20 protein-coding genes are annotated in these 21521 nt (G+C 65.0%); 19 read left to right on the top strand and 1 reads right to left on the bottom strand.

Going from position 1 to position 21521, the window contains the following annotated elements:
* The first annotated feature begins 41 nt into the window (after nt 1-41).
* From IVB46_RS23470 to IVB46_RS23410, 13 genes are all read left to right on the top strand, one after another.
* The gene (locus IVB46_RS23470) at nt 42-1214 is read left to right on the top strand and encodes a fumarylacetoacetate hydrolase family protein (RefSeq protein ID WP_247308645.1); all 1173 of its coding nucleotides are present in this window, start codon (nt 42-44) and stop codon (nt 1212-1214) included.
* A 372-nt stretch (nt 1215-1586) separates the two neighbouring features.
* Complete coding sequence (gene ytfQ, locus IVB46_RS23465) at nt 1587-2552, top strand: galactofuranose ABC transporter, galactofuranose-binding protein YtfQ (protein WP_247308647.1); 966 nt, start codon at nt 1587-1589, stop codon at nt 2550-2552.
* Nucleotides 2553-2669: 117 nt separating this feature from the next.
* On the top strand, nt 2670-4214 hold the full coding sequence (locus IVB46_RS23460; protein ID WP_247308649.1) for a sugar ABC transporter ATP-binding protein: 1545 nt from the start codon (nt 2670-2672) through the stop codon (nt 4212-4214).
* The gene (locus IVB46_RS23455; RefSeq protein WP_071915511.1) at nt 4211-5203 is read left to right on the top strand and encodes an ABC transporter permease; all 993 of its coding nucleotides are present in this window, start codon (nt 4211-4213) and stop codon (nt 5201-5203) included. Before IVB46_RS23460 ends, IVB46_RS23455 begins: the two co-directional genes overlap by 4 nt.
* Entirely contained in the window at nt 5200-6180 is a 981-nt protein-coding gene (gene yjfF / locus IVB46_RS23450) for a galactofuranose ABC transporter, permease protein YjfF (RefSeq protein WP_247308651.1), read from the top strand. Before IVB46_RS23455 ends, yjfF begins: the two co-directional genes overlap by 4 nt.
* Nucleotides 6177-6929: a FadR/GntR family transcriptional regulator gene (locus IVB46_RS23445; RefSeq protein ID WP_028150313.1), complete on the top strand. Its 753-nt coding sequence runs from the start codon at nt 6177-6179 to the stop codon at nt 6927-6929. The genes yjfF and IVB46_RS23445 overlap by 4 nt, the downstream gene beginning before the upstream one ends.
* A complete protein-coding gene (locus tag IVB46_RS23440) occupies nt 6926-7852 on the top strand; it encodes a Gfo/Idh/MocA family oxidoreductase (protein WP_247308653.1) in 927 nt (308 codons plus the stop codon). The genes IVB46_RS23445 and IVB46_RS23440 overlap by 4 nt, the downstream gene beginning before the upstream one ends.
* Before the next feature lie 2 nt (nt 7853-7854).
* Nucleotides 7855-8931 (top strand): aldose epimerase family protein, encoded by a 1077-nt coding sequence (locus tag IVB46_RS23435; RefSeq protein WP_247308656.1) that lies wholly within the window; start codon nt 7855-7857, stop codon nt 8929-8931.
* Entirely contained in the window at nt 8931-9809 is an 879-nt protein-coding gene (locus IVB46_RS23430; RefSeq protein ID WP_247309115.1) for an SMP-30/gluconolactonase/LRE family protein, read from the top strand. The genes IVB46_RS23435 and IVB46_RS23430 overlap by 1 nt, the downstream gene beginning before the upstream one ends.
* Nucleotides 9810-9882: 73 nt before the next feature.
* Entirely contained in the window at nt 9883-10956 is a 1074-nt protein-coding gene (gene chvE / locus IVB46_RS23425) for a multiple monosaccharide ABC transporter substrate-binding protein (RefSeq protein WP_063984479.1), read from the top strand.
* A 101-nt stretch (nt 10957-11057) separates the two neighbouring features.
* Nucleotides 11058-12635, top strand: a complete 1578-nt coding sequence (gene mmsA / locus IVB46_RS23420) for a multiple monosaccharide ABC transporter ATP-binding protein (RefSeq protein WP_247308658.1) — start codon at nt 11058-11060, stop codon at nt 12633-12635.
* The gene (gene mmsB, locus IVB46_RS23415; protein ID WP_085399414.1) at nt 12632-13822 is read left to right on the top strand and encodes a multiple monosaccharide ABC transporter permease; all 1191 of its coding nucleotides are present in this window, start codon (nt 12632-12634) and stop codon (nt 13820-13822) included. Before mmsA ends, mmsB begins: the two co-directional genes overlap by 4 nt.
* Nucleotides 13823-14294: 472 nt before the next feature.
* The gene (locus tag IVB46_RS23410) at nt 14295-15500 is read left to right on the top strand and encodes an ATP-binding protein (protein ID WP_247308660.1); all 1206 of its coding nucleotides are present in this window, start codon (nt 14295-14297) and stop codon (nt 15498-15500) included.
* Nucleotides 15501-15529: 29 nt separating this feature from the next.
* On the opposite strand, the gene IVB46_RS23405 is transcribed toward IVB46_RS23410, so the two are convergent.
* Complete coding sequence (locus tag IVB46_RS23405; RefSeq protein ID WP_085965373.1) at nt 15530-15685, bottom strand: hypothetical protein; 156 nt, start codon at nt 15683-15685, stop codon at nt 15530-15532.
* Between the two features lie 172 nt (nt 15686-15857).
* Here IVB46_RS23405 and IVB46_RS23400 point away from each other — a divergent pair, with 172 nt between their 5' ends.
* The 6 genes from IVB46_RS23400 (at nt 15858) to IVB46_RS23375 (ending at nt 21476) form a co-directional block, all read left to right on the top strand.
* The gene (locus IVB46_RS23400; protein ID WP_247308662.1) at nt 15858-16433 is read left to right on the top strand and encodes a cytochrome c oxidase subunit 3 family protein; all 576 of its coding nucleotides are present in this window, start codon (nt 15858-15860) and stop codon (nt 16431-16433) included.
* Between the two features lie 2 nt (nt 16434-16435).
* Entirely contained in the window at nt 16436-16696 is a 261-nt protein-coding gene (locus IVB46_RS23395; RefSeq protein ID WP_247308664.1) for a cytochrome C oxidase subunit IV family protein, read from the top strand.
* 111 nt (nt 16697-16807) lie between these two features.
* Nucleotides 16808-17260 (top strand): cytochrome c, encoded by a 453-nt coding sequence (locus tag IVB46_RS23390; protein WP_247308666.1) that lies wholly within the window; start codon nt 16808-16810, stop codon nt 17258-17260.
* A 67-nt stretch (nt 17261-17327) separates the two neighbouring features.
* A complete protein-coding gene (locus IVB46_RS23385) occupies nt 17328-18674 on the top strand; it encodes a cbb3-type cytochrome c oxidase subunit I (protein WP_247343536.1) in 1347 nt (448 codons plus the stop codon).
* Between the two features lie 59 nt (nt 18675-18733).
* Nucleotides 18734-19546 (top strand): CbbQ/NirQ/NorQ/GpvN family protein, encoded by an 813-nt coding sequence (locus IVB46_RS23380; RefSeq protein ID WP_247308668.1) that lies wholly within the window; start codon nt 18734-18736, stop codon nt 19544-19546.
* Between the two features lie 10 nt (nt 19547-19556).
* Nucleotides 19557-21476: a VWA domain-containing protein gene (locus IVB46_RS23375; protein WP_247308670.1), complete on the top strand. Its 1920-nt coding sequence runs from the start codon at nt 19557-19559 to the stop codon at nt 21474-21476.
* Nucleotides 21477-21521 lie beyond the last annotated feature (45 nt).

Genomic DNA, 21521 nt, shown 5'->3' with positions numbered 1-21521 from the left:
ATTTCAGCGTGGCCGATCCGAGAAAGAGCGAGGACGCGGCCATGACGACACTGTCTGTTAGAGATCTTCTCCCCGAGGATGGAACGAATGGGACGCTGGTCGGCCGCGTCTGGCTGCCGCAGGCGAACGGCCCGGCCGTTGTCGCCGTCCGTGGAGACGGCGTCTTCGACGTCACCGCCAGGTTTCCGACCGTCAGCGCGCTCTGCGAGGAAGACAATCCGGCCAAGGCGCTCGCCGCGGTCAAGGGCGAGCGCATCGGCGATCTCGAAGCGATCGTGGCCAACACGGCGCCAGATGGGCGCGATCCGAAAAAGCCGTGGCTGCTTGCGCCCCTCGATCTCCAGACCCTGAAGGCCGCCGGCGTCACCTTCGCCATCTCGATGCTGGAGCGCGTCATCGAAGAGCGCGCCAAGGGCAATCCGGCCTCGGCCGAAGCGATCCGGAAAGAAGTGACGCGGTTGATCGGCGACGATTTGTCGAAGCTCAAGCCGGGCTCCGACCAGGCGATGCATTTGAAGCAGGTGCTGATCGATCAGAACGCCTGGAGCCAATATCTCGAAGTCGGCATCGGTCCGGATGCCGAGGTCTTCACCAAGGCGCCGACGCTGTCGTCAGTCGGCACCGGCATGGATGCCGGCCTGCATCCGAAGTCGACCTGGAATAATCCCGAGCCCGAGCTCGTGCTGTTCGTGTCGAGCCGCGGCAAGATCGTCGGCGGCGCGCTCGGCAACGACGTCAATCTGCGCGACTTCGAGGGGCGTTCGGCGCTGCTGTTGTCGAAGGCCAAGGACAACAACGCCTCCTGCGCGATCGGCCCGCTGCTGCGCCTGTTCGACGACAGCTTCACACTCGACGACGCCCGCAAGCTCGATATCAGCCTGAACGTGAAGGGCGCGGACGGTTTCGTCCTCGATGGCCATTCCTCGATCAGCATGATCAGCCGCGATCCCACGGACCTCGTCGAGCAGACGATCGGCAAGGTCCATCAATACCCCGACGGCTTTGTGCTGTTCCTCGGCACGATGTTCGCCCCCGTCAAGGATCGCGATGCGCCGGGGCAGGGGTTCACCCACAAGCGCGACGACATCGTCACGATCGCAGCGCCCCAGCTCGGCAAGCTCATCAACCGCATGCGCACCAGCGACGAGTGCGAGCCCTGGACTTTTGGAATCGGCGCGCTGATGAAGAACCTCGCGCAACGGAAGCTGATTTAGTTTTCGCGAAGGCGAATTGTTGGAGGACGTCATGCCCGGGCTTGTCCCGGGCATCCACGTTCTTCGTACCGCATGCCAAGGCCGTGGATGGCCGGGACAAGCCCGGCCATGACGATGTGGCGTCGGCCGATCCCCCATCATTTCCTTCATCTCCCCGTTGCATCTCGGGAACAAAATCGCGCTGGGCGTGTCATAGGACCGTCCATCTCGCCGACGCGCGGTTCCGTGCAAATAGTCAGATAATATTACTAGTCGGAACCGATTTTCCGTGAAATAGTGCCTCCCGTCGCCCGGAAAGGGCGTCTTCGGGTGCCATGTTACCAACAGGCCCCCGAGACAACATTAAGACACGTCTTTTGGGAGACACGCCTGATGATCCTCAAAGCCCTCTTTGCGGCCAGCGCCACGGCCGCGTTGCTGCTCGCGCTGCCGGCCAACGCCGCCGAGCTCACCATCGGCTTCTCGCAGATCGGATCGGAATCCGGCTGGCGCGCGGCCGAGACGTCGGTCTCCAAGCAGGAGGCTGCCAAGCGAAAGGTCAATCTCAAGATCGCCGACGCGCAGCAGAAGCAGGAGAACCAGATCAAGGCGATCCGCTCCTTCATCGCGCAGAACGTCGATGCGATCTTCCTTGCACCTGTGGTCTCGACCGGTTGGGACTCGGTGCTGAAGGAAGCCAAGGAGGCCAAGATCCCGGTCGTGCTGCTCGACCGCGACATCGATCCCTCCGGCAAGGAGCTCTATCTCACCGCCGTGACCTCCGACAGCGTGCATGAAGGCGAGGTTGCCGGCGACTGGCTGGCCAAGACCGTCGGCGGCAAGGCCTGCAACGTCGTCGAATTGCAGGGTACGGTCGGCGCCAGCGTCGCCGCCAACCGCAAGAAGGGCTTTGACACCGCCATCGCCAAGCATGCGAACCTCAAGGTGGTGCGCAGCCAGACCGGCGACTTCACCCGCGCCAAGGGCAAGGAGGTGATGGAGAGCTTCATCAAGGCCGAAGGCGGCGGCAAGTCGATCTGCGCCGTTTACGCGCACAATGACGACATGATGGTCGGCGCGATCCAGGCGATGAAGGAAGCCGGCCTCAAGCCGGGCAAGGAGATCCTCACCGTCTCGATCGATGCGGTCCCGGACATCTTCAAGGCCATGGCTGCCGGCGAAGCCAACGCCACCGTCGAGCTGACGCCGAACATGGCCGGCCCCGCGCTCGATGCCATCGCGGCCTTCAAGGACAAGGGCACCGTTCCGCCCAAGTGGATCCAGACCGACTCCAAGCTCTATACAGCGGCCGACGATCCGCAGAAGATCTACGACAGCAAGAAGGGCCTCGGTTACTGAGGCGGCGCAGCGCCGGACCGCTCCCCCGTGGTCCGGCAGCCCCCTTCGAAACCGCTGCGCGAACGAATAGGCTGGGTGTCCGCAGCATAAGCGGACGCCGGTGGGAGTGACGTCGTTATGGAGAACAGCCCCGATCCTGCTCCTTCCCTGCTGGAGGTGCGCGGGATCAGCAAAAGCTTCGGTGCTGTGCGTGCGTTGCAGGAGGTCGACTTCACGCTTCGTGCCGGCGAGATTCATGCGCTGCTGGGTGAGAACGGCGCCGGCAAATCCACGATGATCAAGGTGATCACCGGCGTATTCCCTCGCGATGCCGGCATTGTCCGGCTCGGCGGCGAGGAGGTCGCGCCGCGCTCGGCCAAGGCCGCGCTCCAGGCCGGTATCGCCACCGTCTACCAGGAGGTCAATCTGCTGCCGAATCTCTCGGTCGCGCAGAACCTGTTCCTCGACCGACAGCCGATGCGCTTCGGCATCGTGCGTGAAGGCGAGATGCGGCGTCGCGCCAAGGCGCTTCTCACGGACTTCGGCCTCGATATCGACGTCGCCGCGCCGCTCGGCAGCTATTCCGTCGCCGTTCAGCACGTCACCGCGATTGCGCGGGCCGTCGATCTCTCCGCGCGCGTGTTGATCCTGGACGAGCCCACAGCGAGCCTCGACCGTCACGAGGTCGAGATTCTCTTTGGCATCATGCGTCAGCTCGCCAAGCGCGGCATCGGCATCGTATTCGTCAGTCACTTCCTCGATCAGGTCTACGAGATCTCCGACCGCATCACGGTGTTGCGCAACGGCCGCCTGGTCGGCGAGCGCGAGACCGCCCCGCTGCCGCGGCTCGAACTGATCCGGATGATGCTCGGCCGTGAGCTGGCCGAGACCACCAGCGCCCGCGCGTCGGCGGGAGAGCATCAGGTGCGCGAGGTCTGCGCAAGTTTCGAGAATTATGGCAAGGCCGGCTATGTCGCGCCGTTCAATCTCGAGCTGCGCCATGGCGAGGTCGTGGGTCTCGCCGGCCTGCTCGGCTCGGGCCGGACCGAAACGGCGCGGCTGGTGTTCGGCGCCGAGCGCGCCGATGGCGGGCAGGCGAGGGTGGAGGGGGCGCCCGTGCGGCTGCAGTCGCCGCGCGACGGCGTGCGCCACGGCTTTGGCTATTGCCCGGAGGAACGCAAGACCGACGGCATCGTCGCCGAGCTCACCGTGCGCGAGAACATCGTGCTCGCGCTCCAGGCCAAGCGCGGCCTGCACCGGCCGCTGTCGCGCCGCGAACAGGACGAGATCGCAGGCCGCTACGTCAAGATGCTCGACATCCGCCCGCCCGATCCGGAGCGCGCCGTGGGCCTGCTGTCCGGCGGCAATCAGCAGAAAGTGCTGCTGGCGCGCTGGCTCGCGACCTCGCCGCGCCTCCTGGTGCTGGACGAGCCGACCCGCGGCATCGACGTCGGCGCGCATGCCGAGATCATCCGCCTGATCCGCGAGCTCTGCGACGACGGGCTGGCGCTGCTCGTGATCTCCTCCGAGCTGGATGAGATCGTGACCTATTCCGACCGCGTCGTCGTGTTGCGCGACCGCGCCCATGTCGAGGAGCTCGCGGGCGAGGCGATCGACGTCGGCAACATCCTCGCGGCCATCGCCGCCGATGGCGCGGCTGTCGCACATGAGGGCCGGGCATGACAGCGCTGTTGCCGCGCCGCGGCCTTGCCCAGATCCTCGCGCTGATCGTCATCCTGGCGGTCGATCGCATCGTGTCGCCGCAATTCTTCGATCTGCGTCTCCAGGACGGCCGGCTGTTCGGCAGTCTGATCGACGTGCTCAACCGCGGCACGCCGGTGGCGTTGCTCTCGCTCGGCATGGTGCTGGTGATCGCGACGCGCGGCATCGATCTGTCGGTCGGTGCGGTCATGGCCATCTCGGGCGCGATCGCGGCGAGCCTTGCCGACACGCATAGTCTGGCCGTGGTCCTCGCGGCCGCGCTCGGCGCTGGCCTGATCTGCGGATTGTGGAACGGATTTCTCGTCGCGGTGCTCGGCATGCAGCCGATCGTGGCGACGCTGATCCTGATGGTGGCAGGACGCGGCATCGCGCAACTCATTACCGAGGGGCGTATCGTGACCTTCTCCTCGCCGGATCTGGTCTGGCTTGGCAATGGCGCGGTGCTCGGCGTGCCGATGCCGGTCGTGATCGCCCTGGGCATGCTGATTCTCACCGGCGCGGTGGTGCGCGGCTCGGCGCTCGGACTGCTGATCGAGGCGACCGGCGGCAACGCGCGGGCGAGCGAGCTTGCCGGCGTCGGCACGCGTGCGATGATCCTGGCGGTCTACGTCTGGTGCGGCATCTGCGCGGCGCTCGCCGGCGTGATCGCGGCGGCCGACATCATGGGCGCGGATGCCAACAATGCCGGCCTCTGGCTCGAGCTCGACGCCATCCTCGCTGTGGTGATCGGCGGCACCTCCCTGTTCGGCGGCCGTTTCAGCCTCGTGCTGGCCGTGCTCGGTGCGTTGATCATCCAGACCATGAACACCGGCATTCTGCTGTCGGGCTATCCACCGGAGTTCAATTTGCTGGTCAAAGCTGTTGTGGTGATGACGGTGCTGCTGCTGCAATCGCCGAAATTTTCGGGGATTGCCGGGATCGCCGCGCGGCTGCGGAGGTCCAAAGCATGAAAGGCCTGCCGCCCGTCCTCATCACCGCCATCGTGCTCATTGCCGGCTTTGCGCTCTGCGCCGTGCAATTTCCCAACATCGCCTCGACCCGCGTGGTCGGCAATCTCCTCACCGACAACGCCTTTCTCGGCATCGTCGCGACCGGCATGACCTTCGTCATCATCTCCGGCGGCATCGACCTCTCGGTCGGCTCGGTGATCGGTTTCACCACGGTGTTCGTGGCGCTTGCGATCGAGCGCTGGGGCGTGCCGCCGCTGCTTGCCTTCGTCGCGATCCTCGCGCTCTCGGCGGCCTTCGGAGCGGCGATGGGCGCGGTGATCCACGTCTTCGACCTGCCGCCGTTCATCGTGACGCTGGCGGGGATGTTCCTGGCCCGTGGCGCGAGCTTCCTGCTCTCGACGGAATCGGTGCCGATCACCGCGCCGGTCTATTCCACCGTGTCGGACTTCGCGCTGCGGATGCCCGGTGGAGGGCGATTGACGGCGATCGCGATCATCATGCTCGTGATCGTGATCGGCGGCGCCTTGCTGCTGCATCTCACCCGGTTCGGCGCCAATGTCTACGCGCTCGGCGGCAGCCGGGCGACCGCGAGCCTGATGGGCGTTGCCGTCGGCAAGATGACGGTGAGGATCTACATGCTGTCGAGCCTGCTCGCGGGCATCGCCGGCATCGTGTTCTCCTTCTACACCAGCGCCGGCTACTCGCTCTCCGCGGTCGGCGTCGAGCTCGACACCATCGCGGCCGTCGTGATCGGCGGCACGCTGCTCACGGGCGGGCAGGGCTCGGTGATCGGCACCTTCCTCGGCGTGCTGATCCAGGGCCTGATCCAGACCTACATCAATTTCGACGGAACGCTGTCGAGCTGGTGGACCAAGATAGCGACCGGCGTGCTACTGTTCGCTTTCATCGCCTTGCAGCAGGGGCTGGTCGCGCTCGCGCGGCGGCCGGCGGCGAAGCGCGCAGGAGCAGCCACATGACGTCGCGCATCGTCGTCATCCCGACGCGCCGGGCTCACTCCAACCATGCGGAAGTGGCCCGCTCGATCGGCGTCGACATCATCGCCGGCCGCTACGCCGAGGGAACGCGCCTGCCTGGTGATGCCGAGATGATTGCGATGTTCGGCGTGTCGCGACCGGTGCTGCGCGAGAGCGTGAAGACCCTGGTCGCCAAGGGCTTGCTCACCACCAAGGCCCGCGTTGGGACCGTCGTGCGCGAGCGCGCCGCCTGGAACATGTTCGACGCCGACGTGCTGGCCTGGCATCTGGACGCCGGCATCGACAAGCGCTTCCTCAACGACCTCGCCGAGATTCGCCTCGCGGTCGAGCCGCGCGCGGCCATGCTGGCGGCGGCGCAGCGGTCCGAGGACGACCTCGCCGAGCTCCGTCGTTGCATGGACCGCATGCGGTTTGAGGCTTCCGATTCCGTCGGCTTTGCCGACGCCGACCTCGCGCTCCATGTTGCGGTGGCGCGCGCATCGGGCAATCTGTTCATGCGCTCGATCGGCCACGTCATCGAGGCCGCCCTGCGCGCCTCCTTCCTGCTCAGTGCACCGGTCGAGCCGGAGGACCGTGACACCGTGCTGCTCTGGCACCAGAAGATCGTCGATGGCATCGCCGCCGGCGACGCCCAGACCGCCTCGGAAGCGATGGTTTATGTCATTCACAACGGTATGCGCCGCCACGAGGCCGAGGCGCTGCCGTCCGCGGATATTGGAGAAAAAGCGTGACCGAACTTCGCATTGCCATCGTCGGCTTCGGCAAGATCGCGCGCGACCAGCATGTCGGTGCGATTGCCGCGACGGCGGGCGCGACGCTCGCGGCCGTCGCGAGCCGCAACGCATCGCTGCCGGGCGTGCCGCATTTTGCGACCATCGAGGAATTGCTGGAAAAGGGACCGCCGATCGATGCCGTCTCGCTCTGCACGCCGCCGCAGGTACGGCGTGCCCAGGCCGCCGCAGCGCTCGCTGCCGGCAAGCACGTGATGCTGGAGAAGCCGCCCGGCACCGGCGTCGCCGAGCTCGACCCGCTGATCGCGATGGCGGAGGAGGCCAAGCGAACGCTGTTTGCGACCTGGCATTCGCGCTATGCGCCCGCGGTCGAGCCGGCGCGCGAGTGGCTTCTCACGCGGCAGATCAAGTCTGTGCACATCAACTGGAAGGAAGACGTTCGCGTCTGGCATCCCGGGCAGGGCTGGATCTGGGAGCCGGGCGGGCTCGGCGTGTTCGATCCTGGCATCAACGCGCTCTCGATCCTGACCCGTATTCTGCCCCGTCCGGTGTTCGTCACCGCGGCCGAGCTGGCCTTTCCAGCCAATTGCCAGGCCCCGATCGCCGCGAACCTGACGCTGACCGATATTGGCGGCCTGCCTGTGACCGCCGAATTCGATTTCCGCCAGACCGGGCCGCAGAGTTGGGATATCCTCGTCGAAACGGACCAGGGCCAAATGACGTTGTCCGGCGGCGGACGGCGCATGGCGATCGACGGCAAGACCGTTGCCGAGGCGCCCGATCGGGAATATCGCGAGCTGTACGGGCGCTTCGTCAAGCTCACCGCGACCGGCGCACGCGACGTCGACCTGGCGCCGCTGCGTCTCGTTGCCGATGCCTTCCTGCTCGGCAAGCGCAACATCGTCGAACCGTTTGTGGACTGAACATGGCTGGCTCAAAAATAACAAAAGACATCTTCGGAACGCTGCCGGACGGCCGCAACGTCGAGCGCATCGTGCTGCGCGGGGAGGGCGGGTTCGAAGCCCGCATCATCACCCATGGCGCAGTGATCCAGGCGCTCATCGCACCGGACGCCAAAGGCGGTTACGACGACGTCGTGCTCGGCCATGACGCGTTCGCCGGTTATCTCGCCGAACGAAAGTTCTTCGGTGCCACCGTCGGCCGCTACGCCAACCGCATTGCCAACGGACGATTTTCGCTGGACGGCGAAACGGTGCAGCTTCCGGTCAACAACGGTCCGAATGCGCTGCATGGCGGCCTCGACGGGTTCGATCGCAAGCTCTGGGAGATCGCCGCCATCGACGACGGCGCGGAGCCGGGCGTCACGCTCACCTATTCGAGCCGGCATGGCGAAGAAAACTATCCCGGCCGGCTCGACGTGCGCCTGACCTATCGCGTCACTGGCCCGGCCGAGCTGTCGTTGACGATGGAGGCGCGAACCGACCGTCCGACCATCGTCAACCTGACCAATCACAGCTTCTTCAATCTGGAAGGCGCGAGCTCAGGCACGCCCATTCTCGACCACAAGCTGACGGTCGCCGCCGAGCATTTCCTTGCCATCGATCCCACCGCCATTCCGTTGCCTGAGCCGCCGCGCGCGGTGGCCGGAACGCCGTTCGACTTCCGCGACGGCGAGGCCGTCGGCGCGCGCATCCGCGAGCGCGATCAGCAATTGCAGAACGGCAAGGGCTACGACCATACCTACTGTCTCGGGCGTGACGGCAAGCTTGCTCTCGCGGCCCGGCTGGAGGCGCCGCGTTCGGGGCGCATCATGGAGCTCCTGACCAATCAGCCCGGCCTTCAGGTCTATTCCGGCAACTATCTCGACGGCACGATCTCGGGCAAGGGCGGCAAGCTCATCCGGCAGTCGGATGCCATGTGTCTCGAGCCGCACATCTGGCCGGATGCGCCGAACCGGCCGGATTTCCCGAGCCCGCGCCTCAATCCCGGCGAGGTCTACCGCCATCACACGGTCTATCGCTTTGGAGTGAGGACGCCATGATGGAAGAGGTGCCGACCTCGGTTCTCTCGGACGATCCATGCCATCTCGGCGAGGGGCCGACCTACGATTTGGCCACCGACACGGCCTGGTGGTTCGATATCCGCGAGGGGCGGCTGTTCGAGGCGAATCTCGACAGCGGCAGCATTCGCGTCCACGCGCTCGGCCGGATGGCGAGCGGTCTCGGGCGCATCGACGCCGAGCGCCAGTTGATCGTCGCCGAAGACGGCCTCTACATCCGCGAGCTCGCCGGCGGCGCGTTGACGCTGGTCTGTCCGCTTGAAGCCGACAATCCCGCGACGCGCTCCAACGATGCCCGTGTGCACCAGTCCGGCACGTTCTGGATCGGCACCATGGGCCGCAATGCGGAAGCAGGAGCCGGCGCGATCTACGCGTTCCATCGCGGCAAGATCTCGATGCTGTTCCCCCGCATCACCATTCCCAATTCGATCTGCTTTTCACCGGACGGTGCGACCGGCTACTTCGCCGACACCGCGCGCGCCGTGCTCTACGCCGTTCCGCTTGATCCGGCGACCGGCTTGCCGCGAGGCGAGCCGGACGTTCTGTTGCGCCACACCGGCATCGGGGGCCTCGACGGCTCGGTGTGCGACGCCGACGGGCGGATCTGGAACGCCTGCTGGGGTGCGGGCCGGATCGATGTCTACTCTCCGCAAGGCGAGCGCCTGCGCTCGCTGCGCGTGCCGGCAAAGCAGTCGAGCTGCCCGGCCTTCGTCGGCCCTGATCTGTCACGCCTCCTCGTCACCTCGGCCTGGCAGGATATGGACGCGGCGGCGCGCGCTGCCGATCCGCAAGCCGGCTGCACTTTCCTGTTGCAGGCATCCGCGCGTGGCCGCGCGGAGCCTGACGTCACGCTCGCATAGGAGGCTCGAAGCCGCACACGACCAACCCTCTCGACGAAACGAAGAAACAGTCTGACACCCAAGGGAGTAAAACATGCTGAAACTGAAGACGACATTCCTCGCGCTGGCGCTGGCCGGCGCAGCGACGATGGCCTCAGGCGTCACCGCCTCCGCCCAGGACAAGGCGACGGTCGGCATAGCCATGCCGACGAAATCGTCGGCGCGCTGGATCGACGACGGCAACAACATGGTCAAGGTGCTGAAGGAGCGCGGCTACAACACCGACCTGCAATATGCCGAGGACGACATCCCGAACCAGCTCTCGCAGGTCGAGAACATGGTGACCAAGGGTGCGAAAGCGCTGGTGATCGCCGCGATCGACGGCACCACGCTGTCCGACGTGCTCAAGCAGGCGAAAGCAAAAGGCATCACCGTGATCGCCTATGACCGCCTGATCCGCGGCACGCCGAACGTCGACTATTACGCGACCTTCGACAATTTCCAGGTCGGCGTGCTGCAGGCGGAATCGCTCGTGCAGGGGCTCGGCCTCAAGGACGGCAAGGGCCCGTTCAACATCGAGCTGTTCGGCGGCTCGCCCGACGACAACAACGCCTACTTCTTCTACAACGGCGCGATGAGCGTGCTGAAGCCGTACATCGACAGCGGCAAGCTCGTCGTCGTCTCCGGCCAGATGGGCATGGACAAGGTCGCGACGCTCCGCTGGGACGGCGCCACCGCGCAGGCGCGCATGGACAATCTGCTCAGCGCCTACTACGGCAACAAGAAGGTCAACGCTGTGCTGTCGCCGTATGACGGCCTGTCGATCGGCATCATCTCCTCGCTGAAGGGCGTCGGCTATGGCAGCGCCGGTCAGCCGATGCCTGTTATCTCGGGCCAGGACGCCGAGGTGCCCTCGATCAAGGCGATGCTGCGCGGCGACCAGTACTCAACCATCTTCAAGGACACCCGCGACCTCGCCAAGGTGACCGCCGACATGGTCGACGCCGCACTCGCCGGCAAGCAGGTCACCGTCAACGACACCAAGACCTACGAGAACGGCGCCAAGACGGTGCCGTCCTATCTCTTGAAGCCGGTCGTGGTCTACAAGGACAATTGGGAGAAGACTCTGGTCGACAGCGGCTACTACAAGAAGTCGCAGTTCCAGTAAGCTTCTTTCTTTCCCCTCTCCCCGCTTGCGGGGAGAGCCTCTTCTCCCTCTCCCCGCAAGCGGGGAGAGGTGAACTAGCAGCGATCGAGGGATGTGAAATCATGACCGCTATGCTGGAGATGCGCAACGTCAGCAAGAGCTTTTCAGGTGTGCAGGCTCTGCGTGACGTGAACTTCTCGGTCGAGGCCGGGCAGATCCACGCGCTTGTCGGCGAGAACGGTGCCGGAAAATCCACACTGATGAAAGTGCTCAGCGGAGTCTATCCGCACGGCAGCTACGAGGGCACCATCGTCTTCGAGGGTGAGGAGCGCCGCTTCCGCGACATCAACGATTCCGAGGCGCTCGGCATCATCATCATCCACCAGGAGCTGGCGCTGATCCCGCTGATGTCGATCGCGGAGAACATCTTCCTGTCGCATCCGCCGTCAAAATTCGGCGTCATCGATCGCGACGAGGTCTACCGGCGCACGCGCGAGCTGTTGGCGCAGGTCGGCCTGAAGGAATCGCCCGATACGTTGATCACGGATCTCGGCGTCGGCAAGCAGCAGCTGGTCGAGATCGCGAAGGCGCTGTCCAAGCGGGTGCGGATGCTGATCCTGGACGAGCCGACCGCGAGCCTCAACGAGGCCGACAGCGCCGCGCTGCTCGAACGCCTGATGGCCTTCCGCGAGCAGGGCATCGGCTCGATCCTGATCTCGCACAAGCTCAACGAGGTGGCCAAGGTCGCCGACCACATCACCGTGCTGCGCGACGGCCGCACCGTCGACAGCATCGACTGCCGCAGCGAGCCGATCCAGGAAGACCGCATCATCCGCAGCATGGTCAACCGCGATCTCGCCCATCGCTTTCCCGAGCGCAGCGCGAAGATCGGCGCGCCTGTCCTGACCGTCGAGAACTGGTCGGTCTATCACCCCATTCATCCCGAGCGGCAGGTGATCAAGAACGTCAATTTCGGCGTGAAGCGCGGCGAGGTCGTCGGCATTGCCGGGCTGATGGGCGCCGGCCGCACCGAGTTTGCCATGAGCCTGTTCGGCCGCTCCTGGGGCACCACTATCAGCGGCCGGATCCGGCTCGAGGGCAGGGAGATCGTGCTGCCGAGCGTCGCGGCTGCGATCGACGCCGGCCTTGCCTATGTCACCGAGGACCGCAAGCAGCTGGGCTTGATCCTGGCCGATGATGTCCGCAAGAACATCACGCTCGCCAGCCTCGACCAGGTCGCACCCGGCCGGGTGATCGACGACATCGCCGAGCTGAAGGTTGCCAGCGACTACCGGAGCCGCATGCGCATCCGCTGCTCCGACGTGTACCAGGAGACCGGCCAGCTCTCCGGCGGCAACCAGCAGAAAGTGGTGCTGTCGAAATGGCTGATGACCGATCCCAAAGTCCTGATCCTGGACGAGCCGACCCGTGGCATCGATGTCGGTGCCAAATACGAGATTTACTGTATCATCAACGAGCTTGCGGAGGCCGGGCGCGGCGTCGTGGTGATCTCCTCGGAGATGCCCGAGCTGCTCGGTATCTGCGATCGCATCTGCGTCATGAACGACGGCGCCTTCGTCGGGGAGTTCAAGGGCGCAGAGGCGACGCAGGAGAAGATCATGCGCGCCATCATGCGCAACGAACGAAGCAACGGAAACGGCGTGCCTGAGGCCGCGGAGATGGGAGGATTGCAGCCATGACCGACAAGACGGTGTCGCTGCCCGAGGAGCGCCGGCACGGCAGCTTCATCAAGAACAATTTGCGCAATTACGGCATGCTGATGTCGCTGATAGCGATCATGCTGTTCTTTCAGGTCATGACCGGCGGCACGTTGCTCCAGCCGCTCAACCTGACCAATCTGGTACTCCAGAACAGCTACATCGTCATCATGGCGCTCGGCATGCTGCTCGTGATCGTCACCGGCCACATCGACCTCTCGGTGGGGTCGGTCGCGGGATTCGTCGGTGCGGTCGCCGCCCTGCTGATGGTGACGTACAAGGTCGACTATACGCTCGCCTTCATCGCCTGCCTCGTGGTCGGCGCTGCGATCGGCGCGGCGCAGGGCTATTGGGTCGCCTATTTCAAGATACCGTCCTTTATCGTGACATTGGCCGGCATGCTCGTGTTCAAGGGACTTGCGCTCGCGGTGTTGCAGGGGCAGTCGCTCGGGCCGTTTCCGCCGACCTTCCAGAAATTGTCGTCGGGCTTCATTCCGGAGTTCCTGCCCGAAGCGGGCACGCTGCATCCGACCTCGATGCTGATCGGGGCGGTGCTGGCGCTGGGGCTGGTCTATGCCAGCGCCAAGAGCCGCGCGCGCGAGCAGTCGCACGGCATCGAGGTCGAGCCTTACGCGTTCTTCCTTGGCAAGAGCGTGGTGCTGGCCTGCGCCGTGCTCTACTTCACCTACCTGATCGCGACCTATCGCGGCCTGCCGAACGTGCTGGTGATCATGAGCGCCTTGATCGCGCTCTACGGCTTCGTCACCCGCCGCACCGTGATCGGCCGGCAGATCTATGCGGTCGGCGGCAACGCCAAGGCGGCAAGCCTGTCGGGCATCAAGACCGAGCGGCTGACCTTCCTCACCTTCGTCAACATGGGCGTGCTGGCCGCGCTCGCCGGCCTCGTCTTTGCCGCTCGCCTTAATACCGCAACTCCCAAGGCCGGCCTCGGCTTCGAGCTCGACGTCATCGCCGCCTGCTTCATCGGCGGCGCCTCGGCTTATGGCGGGGTGGGGCGCGTCGGCGGCGCCGTGGTCGGCGCCATGATCATGGGCGTGATGAACAACGGCATGTCCATCCTCGGCATCGGCATCGACTATCAGCAGGTGATCAAGGGCCTGGTGCTGCTCGGCGCGGTGTGCATCGACGTGTATAACCAGCGGCGGTAGGCGCAAAATCACGTCGCGGGGGAGGCTCTGGCGCCGCCCCGCCAGGCGACTACCATTTTCGTCAATTTCGATCACGGCATCGCGACCGGAACCGATGCCTCGCGATGACCATGATTTGGGGACTAGATCCGGGGGGGGCCGAGCAGGGCACGGGCAGGGCAGCACCAGTGGCGGCTCATATCCACGAGATGACAGACGATGAATTTGAGGGCCGGCTTCGCATCCTCTTGCGCATCGTTTCCGTCTGCACCCTCGGGCTAGGCTCCTTTGCTGCAGGTTTATTGATCGGGGCCTTTGTTCTGTTTTGAACGAGGCGATTCACGCCAGAGCCTCGGAACGAGAGGCGCCGGCGCGTCTTCTTGATCTAGATCAACCGATCGTCAATTCCGTGCTAATCTCATGTGGTCGACGCAAGGGACCACGGGGAACCTGAGTGACGAGTACAGTGAGGTCATCGCCGGCTTCGGAGTTGATGCTGGTCTCGACTTTGCCGGCGTTGCAGCTGATCTACGACACCGCCCCGATCGGGTTGGCCTGTCTGTCGCCGGACTGCCGCTATTTGCTGATCAACCAGCGTCTGACCGAGATCTGCGGCATATCCGTCGAAGGCCATCTTGGACATACGGTCAGGGACTGCGTGCCGGCCCTGGCGGATTCCGTCGAGCAGATTGTGCGCTCGATCGTCGCGACGGGCGAGCCCGTGATCGGTATCGAGGTGGCGGGACAGCGGGCCGATCAGGTCGAGGAGCGTTCCTGGGTTACTTATTGGCACCCGCTGCGAATGCCGGATGGCGAGATTGTCGCGGTCAATGTGGCGGCGGAGGAGATCACCGAACGCAAGCGCGCCGAGCGGGAGATTCGCAGCGCCAGGGACGCCGCTGAGACCGCGCTTCGCCATCTGCGCGATATCCAGGACACCCTGATCGAGGCGGAAAAGCTGGCGGCGCTCGGGCGCATGGTTGCCGGTGTCGCGCACGAGATCAACACGCCACTCGGCAGCAGTCTGACGGTGGCATCGACGCTCCAGCGCAAGGCGGAGCAGTTCGCGGCGGAGGTCGCGCGGGGTAATCTCAAGCGCTCGACACTGACAGGGTTTCTGGGACTGGTCAGCGATGCGTCGGCGCAGCTGGTCACGAATCTCGGTCGCGCCGCCGAGCGGGTGCAATCCTTCAAGCAGGTGGCGGCTGACCAGACCGAGTCGCTTCGGCGCAGCTTCGACGCAGGCGAGCTGGCCGGCCAGGTTCTGTCGCAGTTCGAGCGGCAGTTGCGGGTGCGCGACATCGCGTTCAGCCTCCACTGCGAAACGAATCTCGCCATGGACAGCTATCCCGGGCCTTTCGGCCAAGTGCTCACCAACCTCGCAGTCAATGCGATGACGCACGCGTTCTCCGATGGTGAGACCGGGACGATCAACGTCTCGCTCCGTGCGGTCAATGATGACCACGTTGAGCTGCTGTTTGCCGATGACGGCTGCGGCATGGCTCCCGATGTGGAACGGCGGGCCTTCGACCCATTCTTCACCACGCGCCGGCACGACGGCGCCAGCGGCCTCGGTCTGCATATCGTGCACAGCATCGTCGTCGACCGGCTGGGTGGGCAGCTCCGGCTCGAGAGCCTGCCCGGCGCGGGGACGCGGTTTCAGCTCATCCTGCCGAGAATGGCGCCCGACCGGCGATAGCGGATCTTTTCCTCATCGGTAGTGCCCGGCTACTGCGTCGTGAACAGCACCGTCGCGATCGCGACGGAGAGGCTCACCGCCGATACCGTCGCCACCGTCGACAGCACGCCCATGCGCCGGAGCGCGATGGCGAAGGCGATGATGATGGGTGTCGCGGTCATTAGCCCGATCTGTGCATCGCTCATGTCATTGCTCACCGCTCTTTGCGAACCCTGAGTCTGTTCGTACCGCGCTCCGGCGAGCGGGACGTTGCGTCGGCGCAAACATCTCCGCCGGTGGCCCCCCAGTTTGTCCTGCGACAAATTCCGAACTGGACGGTTGAGCTAAGTCTGGCCGGTGTCCTGATCCGGAAAGACGATGTCTGCGGCCGATTGCGAACAACAGGGAACCGGCTGGGGAATCTTGGAAGATCTCCCCGGCGATCCCATGATCTGGGTGCTGATCTTCAGCGAGCTCGTCGCCTTCGGCCTGTTCCTCGGCGCCTTCGTCGTTGCCTGGGCGATCCATCCCGTTGTGTTCGCGGCGGGGCAGGCGGCGCTCAACGCGAATCTCGCCGGCCTCAACACAATCGTGCTGGTGACCAGCGGCTGGGCCGCGGCAAGGGCGACCAGATCTGCGCGCGCCAGTGAAAAGCGGGCATCGCGCCGCTGGCTACTGATTGCCATGGCGCTCGGCGGCCTCTTCATCGCGATCAAGCTGACCGAATATGCCGAAGAGATCGGTCGCGGGATCGGCCTAGAAACCAGCCCGTTCTTCACGCTCTACTTCCTCCTGACCGGCTTCCATCTCCTGCACGTCTGCCTCGGCATCGTGATTCTCGCCGTGGTCTGCCGCCGCGCCGAGATCTCGGGCGTCGAGACCGGCGCCGCCTTCTGGCACATGGTCGATCTGGTCTGGATCGTCATGTTCCCGATCCTCTATCTGGTGCGCTGATCATGCCCGGCCGTCTCGACATCACCTGGCTCGTGCTGATCGGCCTCGCGCTCGCGACGATCCTGCTTCCGCCGCTAATGCCGCGTCCGCTGCTCGCCAATGCACTTCTCCTGGTCCTTGCCGCCATCAAGGGCCACCGAATCGCGCTCGATTTCATGGACCTTCGGGCGGTGCCGGCGCTCTGGCGCGGTCTGGTGAGCGCATGGATCCTCATCGTGGTGCTGGTTGCCTGGCTCGCCTCCGCCGTCATCGCATTGGTCTGACGCCGCCAACGCAGCGTTGATTGCGCCCGGACAAAGACCCGTCCGCGCCATCAAGCAAAATACAGCATCACTGCTTCCTCACGACTGGACTCACAACGGAAAGGACTGGCAATGGCTGAACGCCTGACCAAGTCGGCGGCTCGAAACGTCTTCTACGGCGGCTCGGCCTTCTTCTTCGCCATCTTCATCGGGCTGACGGCGCACAGCCACTACTATATGGCGACGACTTCGACGGACGCTTCGACGCTGACGACGTCGGTCGCGCGCGGCAAGCATGTCTGGGAGAAGAACTCCTGCATCAACTGCCACACCTTGCTGGGCGAGGGCGCCTATTTCGCCCCCGAAGTCGGCAATGTCTGGGATCGCTGGGGCGGCAATGAGGATCCAGCCGGTGCGCGCGAGACGTTGAAGGCCTGGATGCAATCGCAGCCCTCGGGCGCGGAGGGCCGGCGCCAGATGCCGCAGTTCAACCTCACCGACCAGGAGCTCAACGATCTCGCCGACTTCCTGCAATGGACCAGCAAGATCAAGCGCCAGGAGTGGCCGCCGAACAAGGCCGGCTGACGCCTTCCTCTTTCAGGGCCTTGCCTCTTTCAAGACCTTGCCTCTTTCAAGACAGAGAGAACCCGAAATGAAATATCAAACCCAGAAAGTCGCGATGCTGTATTTCTACGGCGCGCTGACGCTGTTCCTGGCGCAGGTCCTGTTTGGCCTGCTTGCTGGAACCATCTACGTCCTGCCCAACACGCTGTCAGTGCTGCTGCCGTTTAACATCGTCAGGATGATCCACACCAACGCGCTGATCGTGTGGTCGCTGATCGGCTTCATGGGCGCGACCTACTTTCTGCTGCCTGAGGAAACCGAGACCGAGCTTTACAGCCCGCTGCTCGCAAAGATCCAGTTCTGGATGTTCTTCGGCGCAGCCGGTGTGGCCGAGGTCGGCTATCTCTTCCACTACCACGAAGGCCGCGAATTCCTCGAGCAGCCTTTCATCATCAAGGTCGGCATCGTGGTCGTCTGCCTGATGTTCCTGTTCAACGTGACGATGACGGCGCTTAGGGGACGCAAGACGACGGTCACTAACATCCTGTTGTTCGGCCTGTGGGGCGTTGCGATCTTCTTCCTGTTCGCCTTCTACAATCCGGCCAATCTCGCGGTCGACAAGATGTACTGGTGGTACGTCGTTCATCTCTGGGTCGAGGGCGTCTGGGAGCTGATCATGGCGTCCGTGCTCGCCTATCTGATGATCAAGCTCAACGGCATCGACCGCGAGGTGGTCGAGAAGTGGCTCTACGTCATCATCGGCCTTGCGTTGTTCTCGGGCATTCTCGGCACCGGCCACCATTTCTACTGGATCGGCGCGCCAGGTTACTGGCAGTGGATCGGCTCGCTGTTCTCGACGCTCGAGGTCGCGCCCTTCTTCACCATGGTGATCTTCACAGTGCAGATGACCTGGAAGGCCGGCCGCAAGCATCCGAACCGCGCCGCGCTGTTGTGGTCGGTCGGCTGCTCGGTGATGGCGTTCCTCGGTGCCGGCGTCTGGGGCTTCCTGCACACGCTGTCGTCGGTGAACTACTACACCCACGGCACGCAGGTCACCGCCGCACATGGCCATCTCGCCTTCTTCGGCGCCTATGTGATGCTGAACCTGTCGGTGATGGCTTATGCGATCCCGCAGATCAAGGGACGTGCGCCCTATAACCAGTGGCTCAGCATGACCAGCTTCTGGATCATGTGCACGGCGATGATGACCATGACTTTCGCGTTGACCTTTGCCGGCGTGATTCAGGTCCATCTCCAGCGCGTACTTGGCCAGAGTTACATGGACGTGCAGGACCAGCTTGCCTTCTTCTACTGGGTGCGGCTCGGCTCCGGCGTGTTCGTCGCGATCTCGGCATTGATGTTCGTCTGGGCGGTACTGGTGCCCGGCCGCGAGAAGCAGGCGACTGTCCCAGGCGCCCTGCAACCGGCCGAATAAACACAAGGCGGCCGCGCAAGTCGCGGCCGCCGTTCCAGAATGATTTCCGGAGAAGAACCATGACAGCAGCACTTCACGCCTTGTCGGCACCCGCGCTCGTGCTCCCGGCTTACGTTCCGAGCGGCAACGAATGCGCGCTGTTCGAGCACGCCTGGCGGCATCAGCTCCCGGTCCTGTTGAAGGGACCGACCGGCTGCGGCAAGACGCGCTTCGTCGCTCACATGGCAGCACGGCTGGGATTGCCGCTTCACACCGTCGCCTGCCACGACGATCTCACCGCCGCCGATCTTACCGGCCGCTACCTGCTGAGGGGCGGCGACACCGTATGGACCGACGGTCCGCTGACACGCGCGGTGCGGGAAGGCGGCATCTGCTATCTCGACGAGGTCGTGGAGGCGCGCAAGGACGTCACGGTGGTGCTGCATCCGCTCACCGACGACCGCCGCATCCTGCCGCTGGAGCGCACCGGCGAGGAGCTGGTCGCGCCGAAGGGCTTCATGCTGGTAGTCTCCTACAATCCCGGTTACCAGACGCTGCTGAAGGCGTTGAAGCCGTCGACGCGTCAGCGCTTCGTTGCCATCGAGTTCGGCTTCTTAGCCCCGGAGCAGGAGATCGCGGTGGTCGCGGCCGAGAGTGGGCTCGCGCCCGACTATGTGCGGCCGCTGGTCCTGCTGGCCGGCCGGCTGCGCGCGCTGAAGGGGCACGACCTGGAGGAGGGCGTTTCGACCCGTCTCGTCGTCTATTGCGCCACCCTGATTGCGGCCGGAGCCTCAATTACGGATGCGGTGCTGGCCGGCATGATCGAACCGCTCACCGATGACGCAGACGTCAAGGCGGCGCTGCTCGACGTCGCACGCGCCGTGATCTCCTGAGGGTGATGCGATGCTCGATTTCCTCGAGCTTGAAGAAACCGTCGGCCGCGCCTGGCATCGTCTGGTCGGCGGCACCGCGAGCTATCCGGCCCATGCCGAACACGCGGTGTCGCTCGCGGAGGTGCGCAGCCGGATCGCGATCATGTTCCGCGCGCTTGGCGGGGAGACGGGCGTGCAGATCGCGAGCGCGAGTGCCCGCCGGACTGGGCATCGGCTCGGATGGCGGCAGCGCATCGGGCTCGGCGACGAGCGGCTCGCGCAACCCGGGCGCGATGCCGCGACGATCTTCCTGCCCGACAGCATCGCGATCTTCGCCGATCGCGGGCTGAATGCCGCGCTGTACCGGTGGCTGGCCGCGTGGTTTGCCTTTGCACCGGTCGAAGCGATAGCCGAGGCCGATCCGTTGCGGCGCGATCTGTTGATGCTGCGGCGGGCCAGCGAGATCGCGGTGCTTGTGCTGACGGAATGTCCTGGCCTTGCCGAGGACTACGCCCGGCTGGCCGCGGCCACGGCCATGGCGCGGCCGCACCGGCCTTTGCCGCGCATTGAGCAGGACCTGGAGCAGATCATGCTCGCTCTGCTCGGCGCCGATACGCCGCCGGTGGGAAAGCTGTGGCCGGCGATGATGGGGACGGGGCCGCTGCCGGACAAGGCGCCGCCCGGCTATCGTTCGATCCTGCCATGCCCGCTCTGGGGCGATTGCTGGACACGGGCGCTGTCGCCCGCACATGCGGGTGACGACGCGTGCGTGCCGACCGCTGCGCCAGTGCCATCGGACGATCGCAAGCGTTTCGCCGTCCGCGAGCGCGAAGACGGTACCGATCGCCGCGATCCTTTCGTGCTCAATCGCTTTGAAAAGATCCTCGCGATGGCCGAGATGATCAATGTCGACCGCCCGGCTGACGACAGTGAGGACGAGGATGCGCAGAAGGCAGCCGACGACCTCGAGGAGATCACGCTCAGCCCCCGCAGCGGCAAGCCGGCGAGCCGGCTCAAATTCGATCTCGACCTGCCGCCGGAAGCCCTCGATGCCTCGCCATTGAACGCGGACCTGAGCTATCCCGAATGGGATTATCGCAGCGGCTCCTATCTGCCCGATCATTGCCGCGTGCTCGCGGGTGCGGCCTCCGAGCTGGGTGAGGGCTGGAGGCCTGATGACGCCATGCGTCGGCACATCCGCCAGGTGCGCCGCCGCTTCGAGGTGTTGCGGCCGCGTCATGAATTGATGCGCGCCCAGGCCGATGGCCACGACCTCGACCTCGACGCGCTCGTGCGCGCGCGGTGCGATCTCCGCGCCGGAAGTGGCGGGGGCGGTCTCGATCGGGTCCATGTAGCGATGCTACCGCGAGGGGACGATCTTGCCGTCACGTTGCTCGTGGACGTCTCGCTCTCGACGGATGCCTGGGTCGACGGTTATCGGGTGCTCGACGTCGAGAAGGAGGCGCTGCTGGTGCTTGCGCACGGCCTGTCGGCCTGCGGCGATCACCACAGTATCCTCACCTTCACCTCGCGCCGGCGTTCCTGGGTGCGGCTCGAAACGGTCAAGGCCTTCGGCGAGCCGATGAGTGGCGCGATCGAGCGCCGGATCGGCGCGCTGAAGCCTGGCTATTACACACGGATTGGTGCGGCGGTACGTCACGCCTCGGCCGAGCTGGCGCGCCAGCCGCAGCGCAAGAAGTTGCTGCTCGTTCTCACCGACGGCAAGCCGAACGACGTCGATCATTATGAGGGGCGCTTTGCGGTCGAGGACACCCGCAAATCCGTGCATGAGGCGCGGCGGCTCGGCATCGCGGTCTTCGGCGTGACGGTCGATGCGACGGCGCAATCCTACGTCCCGACGCTGTTCGGCCGCAGCGGCTACGCCATCGTCGGCAACATCCGTCGACTGCCTGCGGCGCTGCCGGCGATCTATCGACAGGTCGCCCATTGACCCCGGAGAACCCGCATATGTCCTCCACCGGGTGAACTATTGCTC

Source organism: Bradyrhizobium sp. 61, from assembly GCF_023073075.1.
GTDB classification, from domain to species: Bacteria; Pseudomonadota; Alphaproteobacteria; order Rhizobiales; family Xanthobacteraceae; genus Bradyrhizobium; species Bradyrhizobium barranii.
The sequence above is the reverse complement of the archived record's forward strand: the minus strand, read 5'-3'. Positions and strand labels throughout refer to the sequence as shown.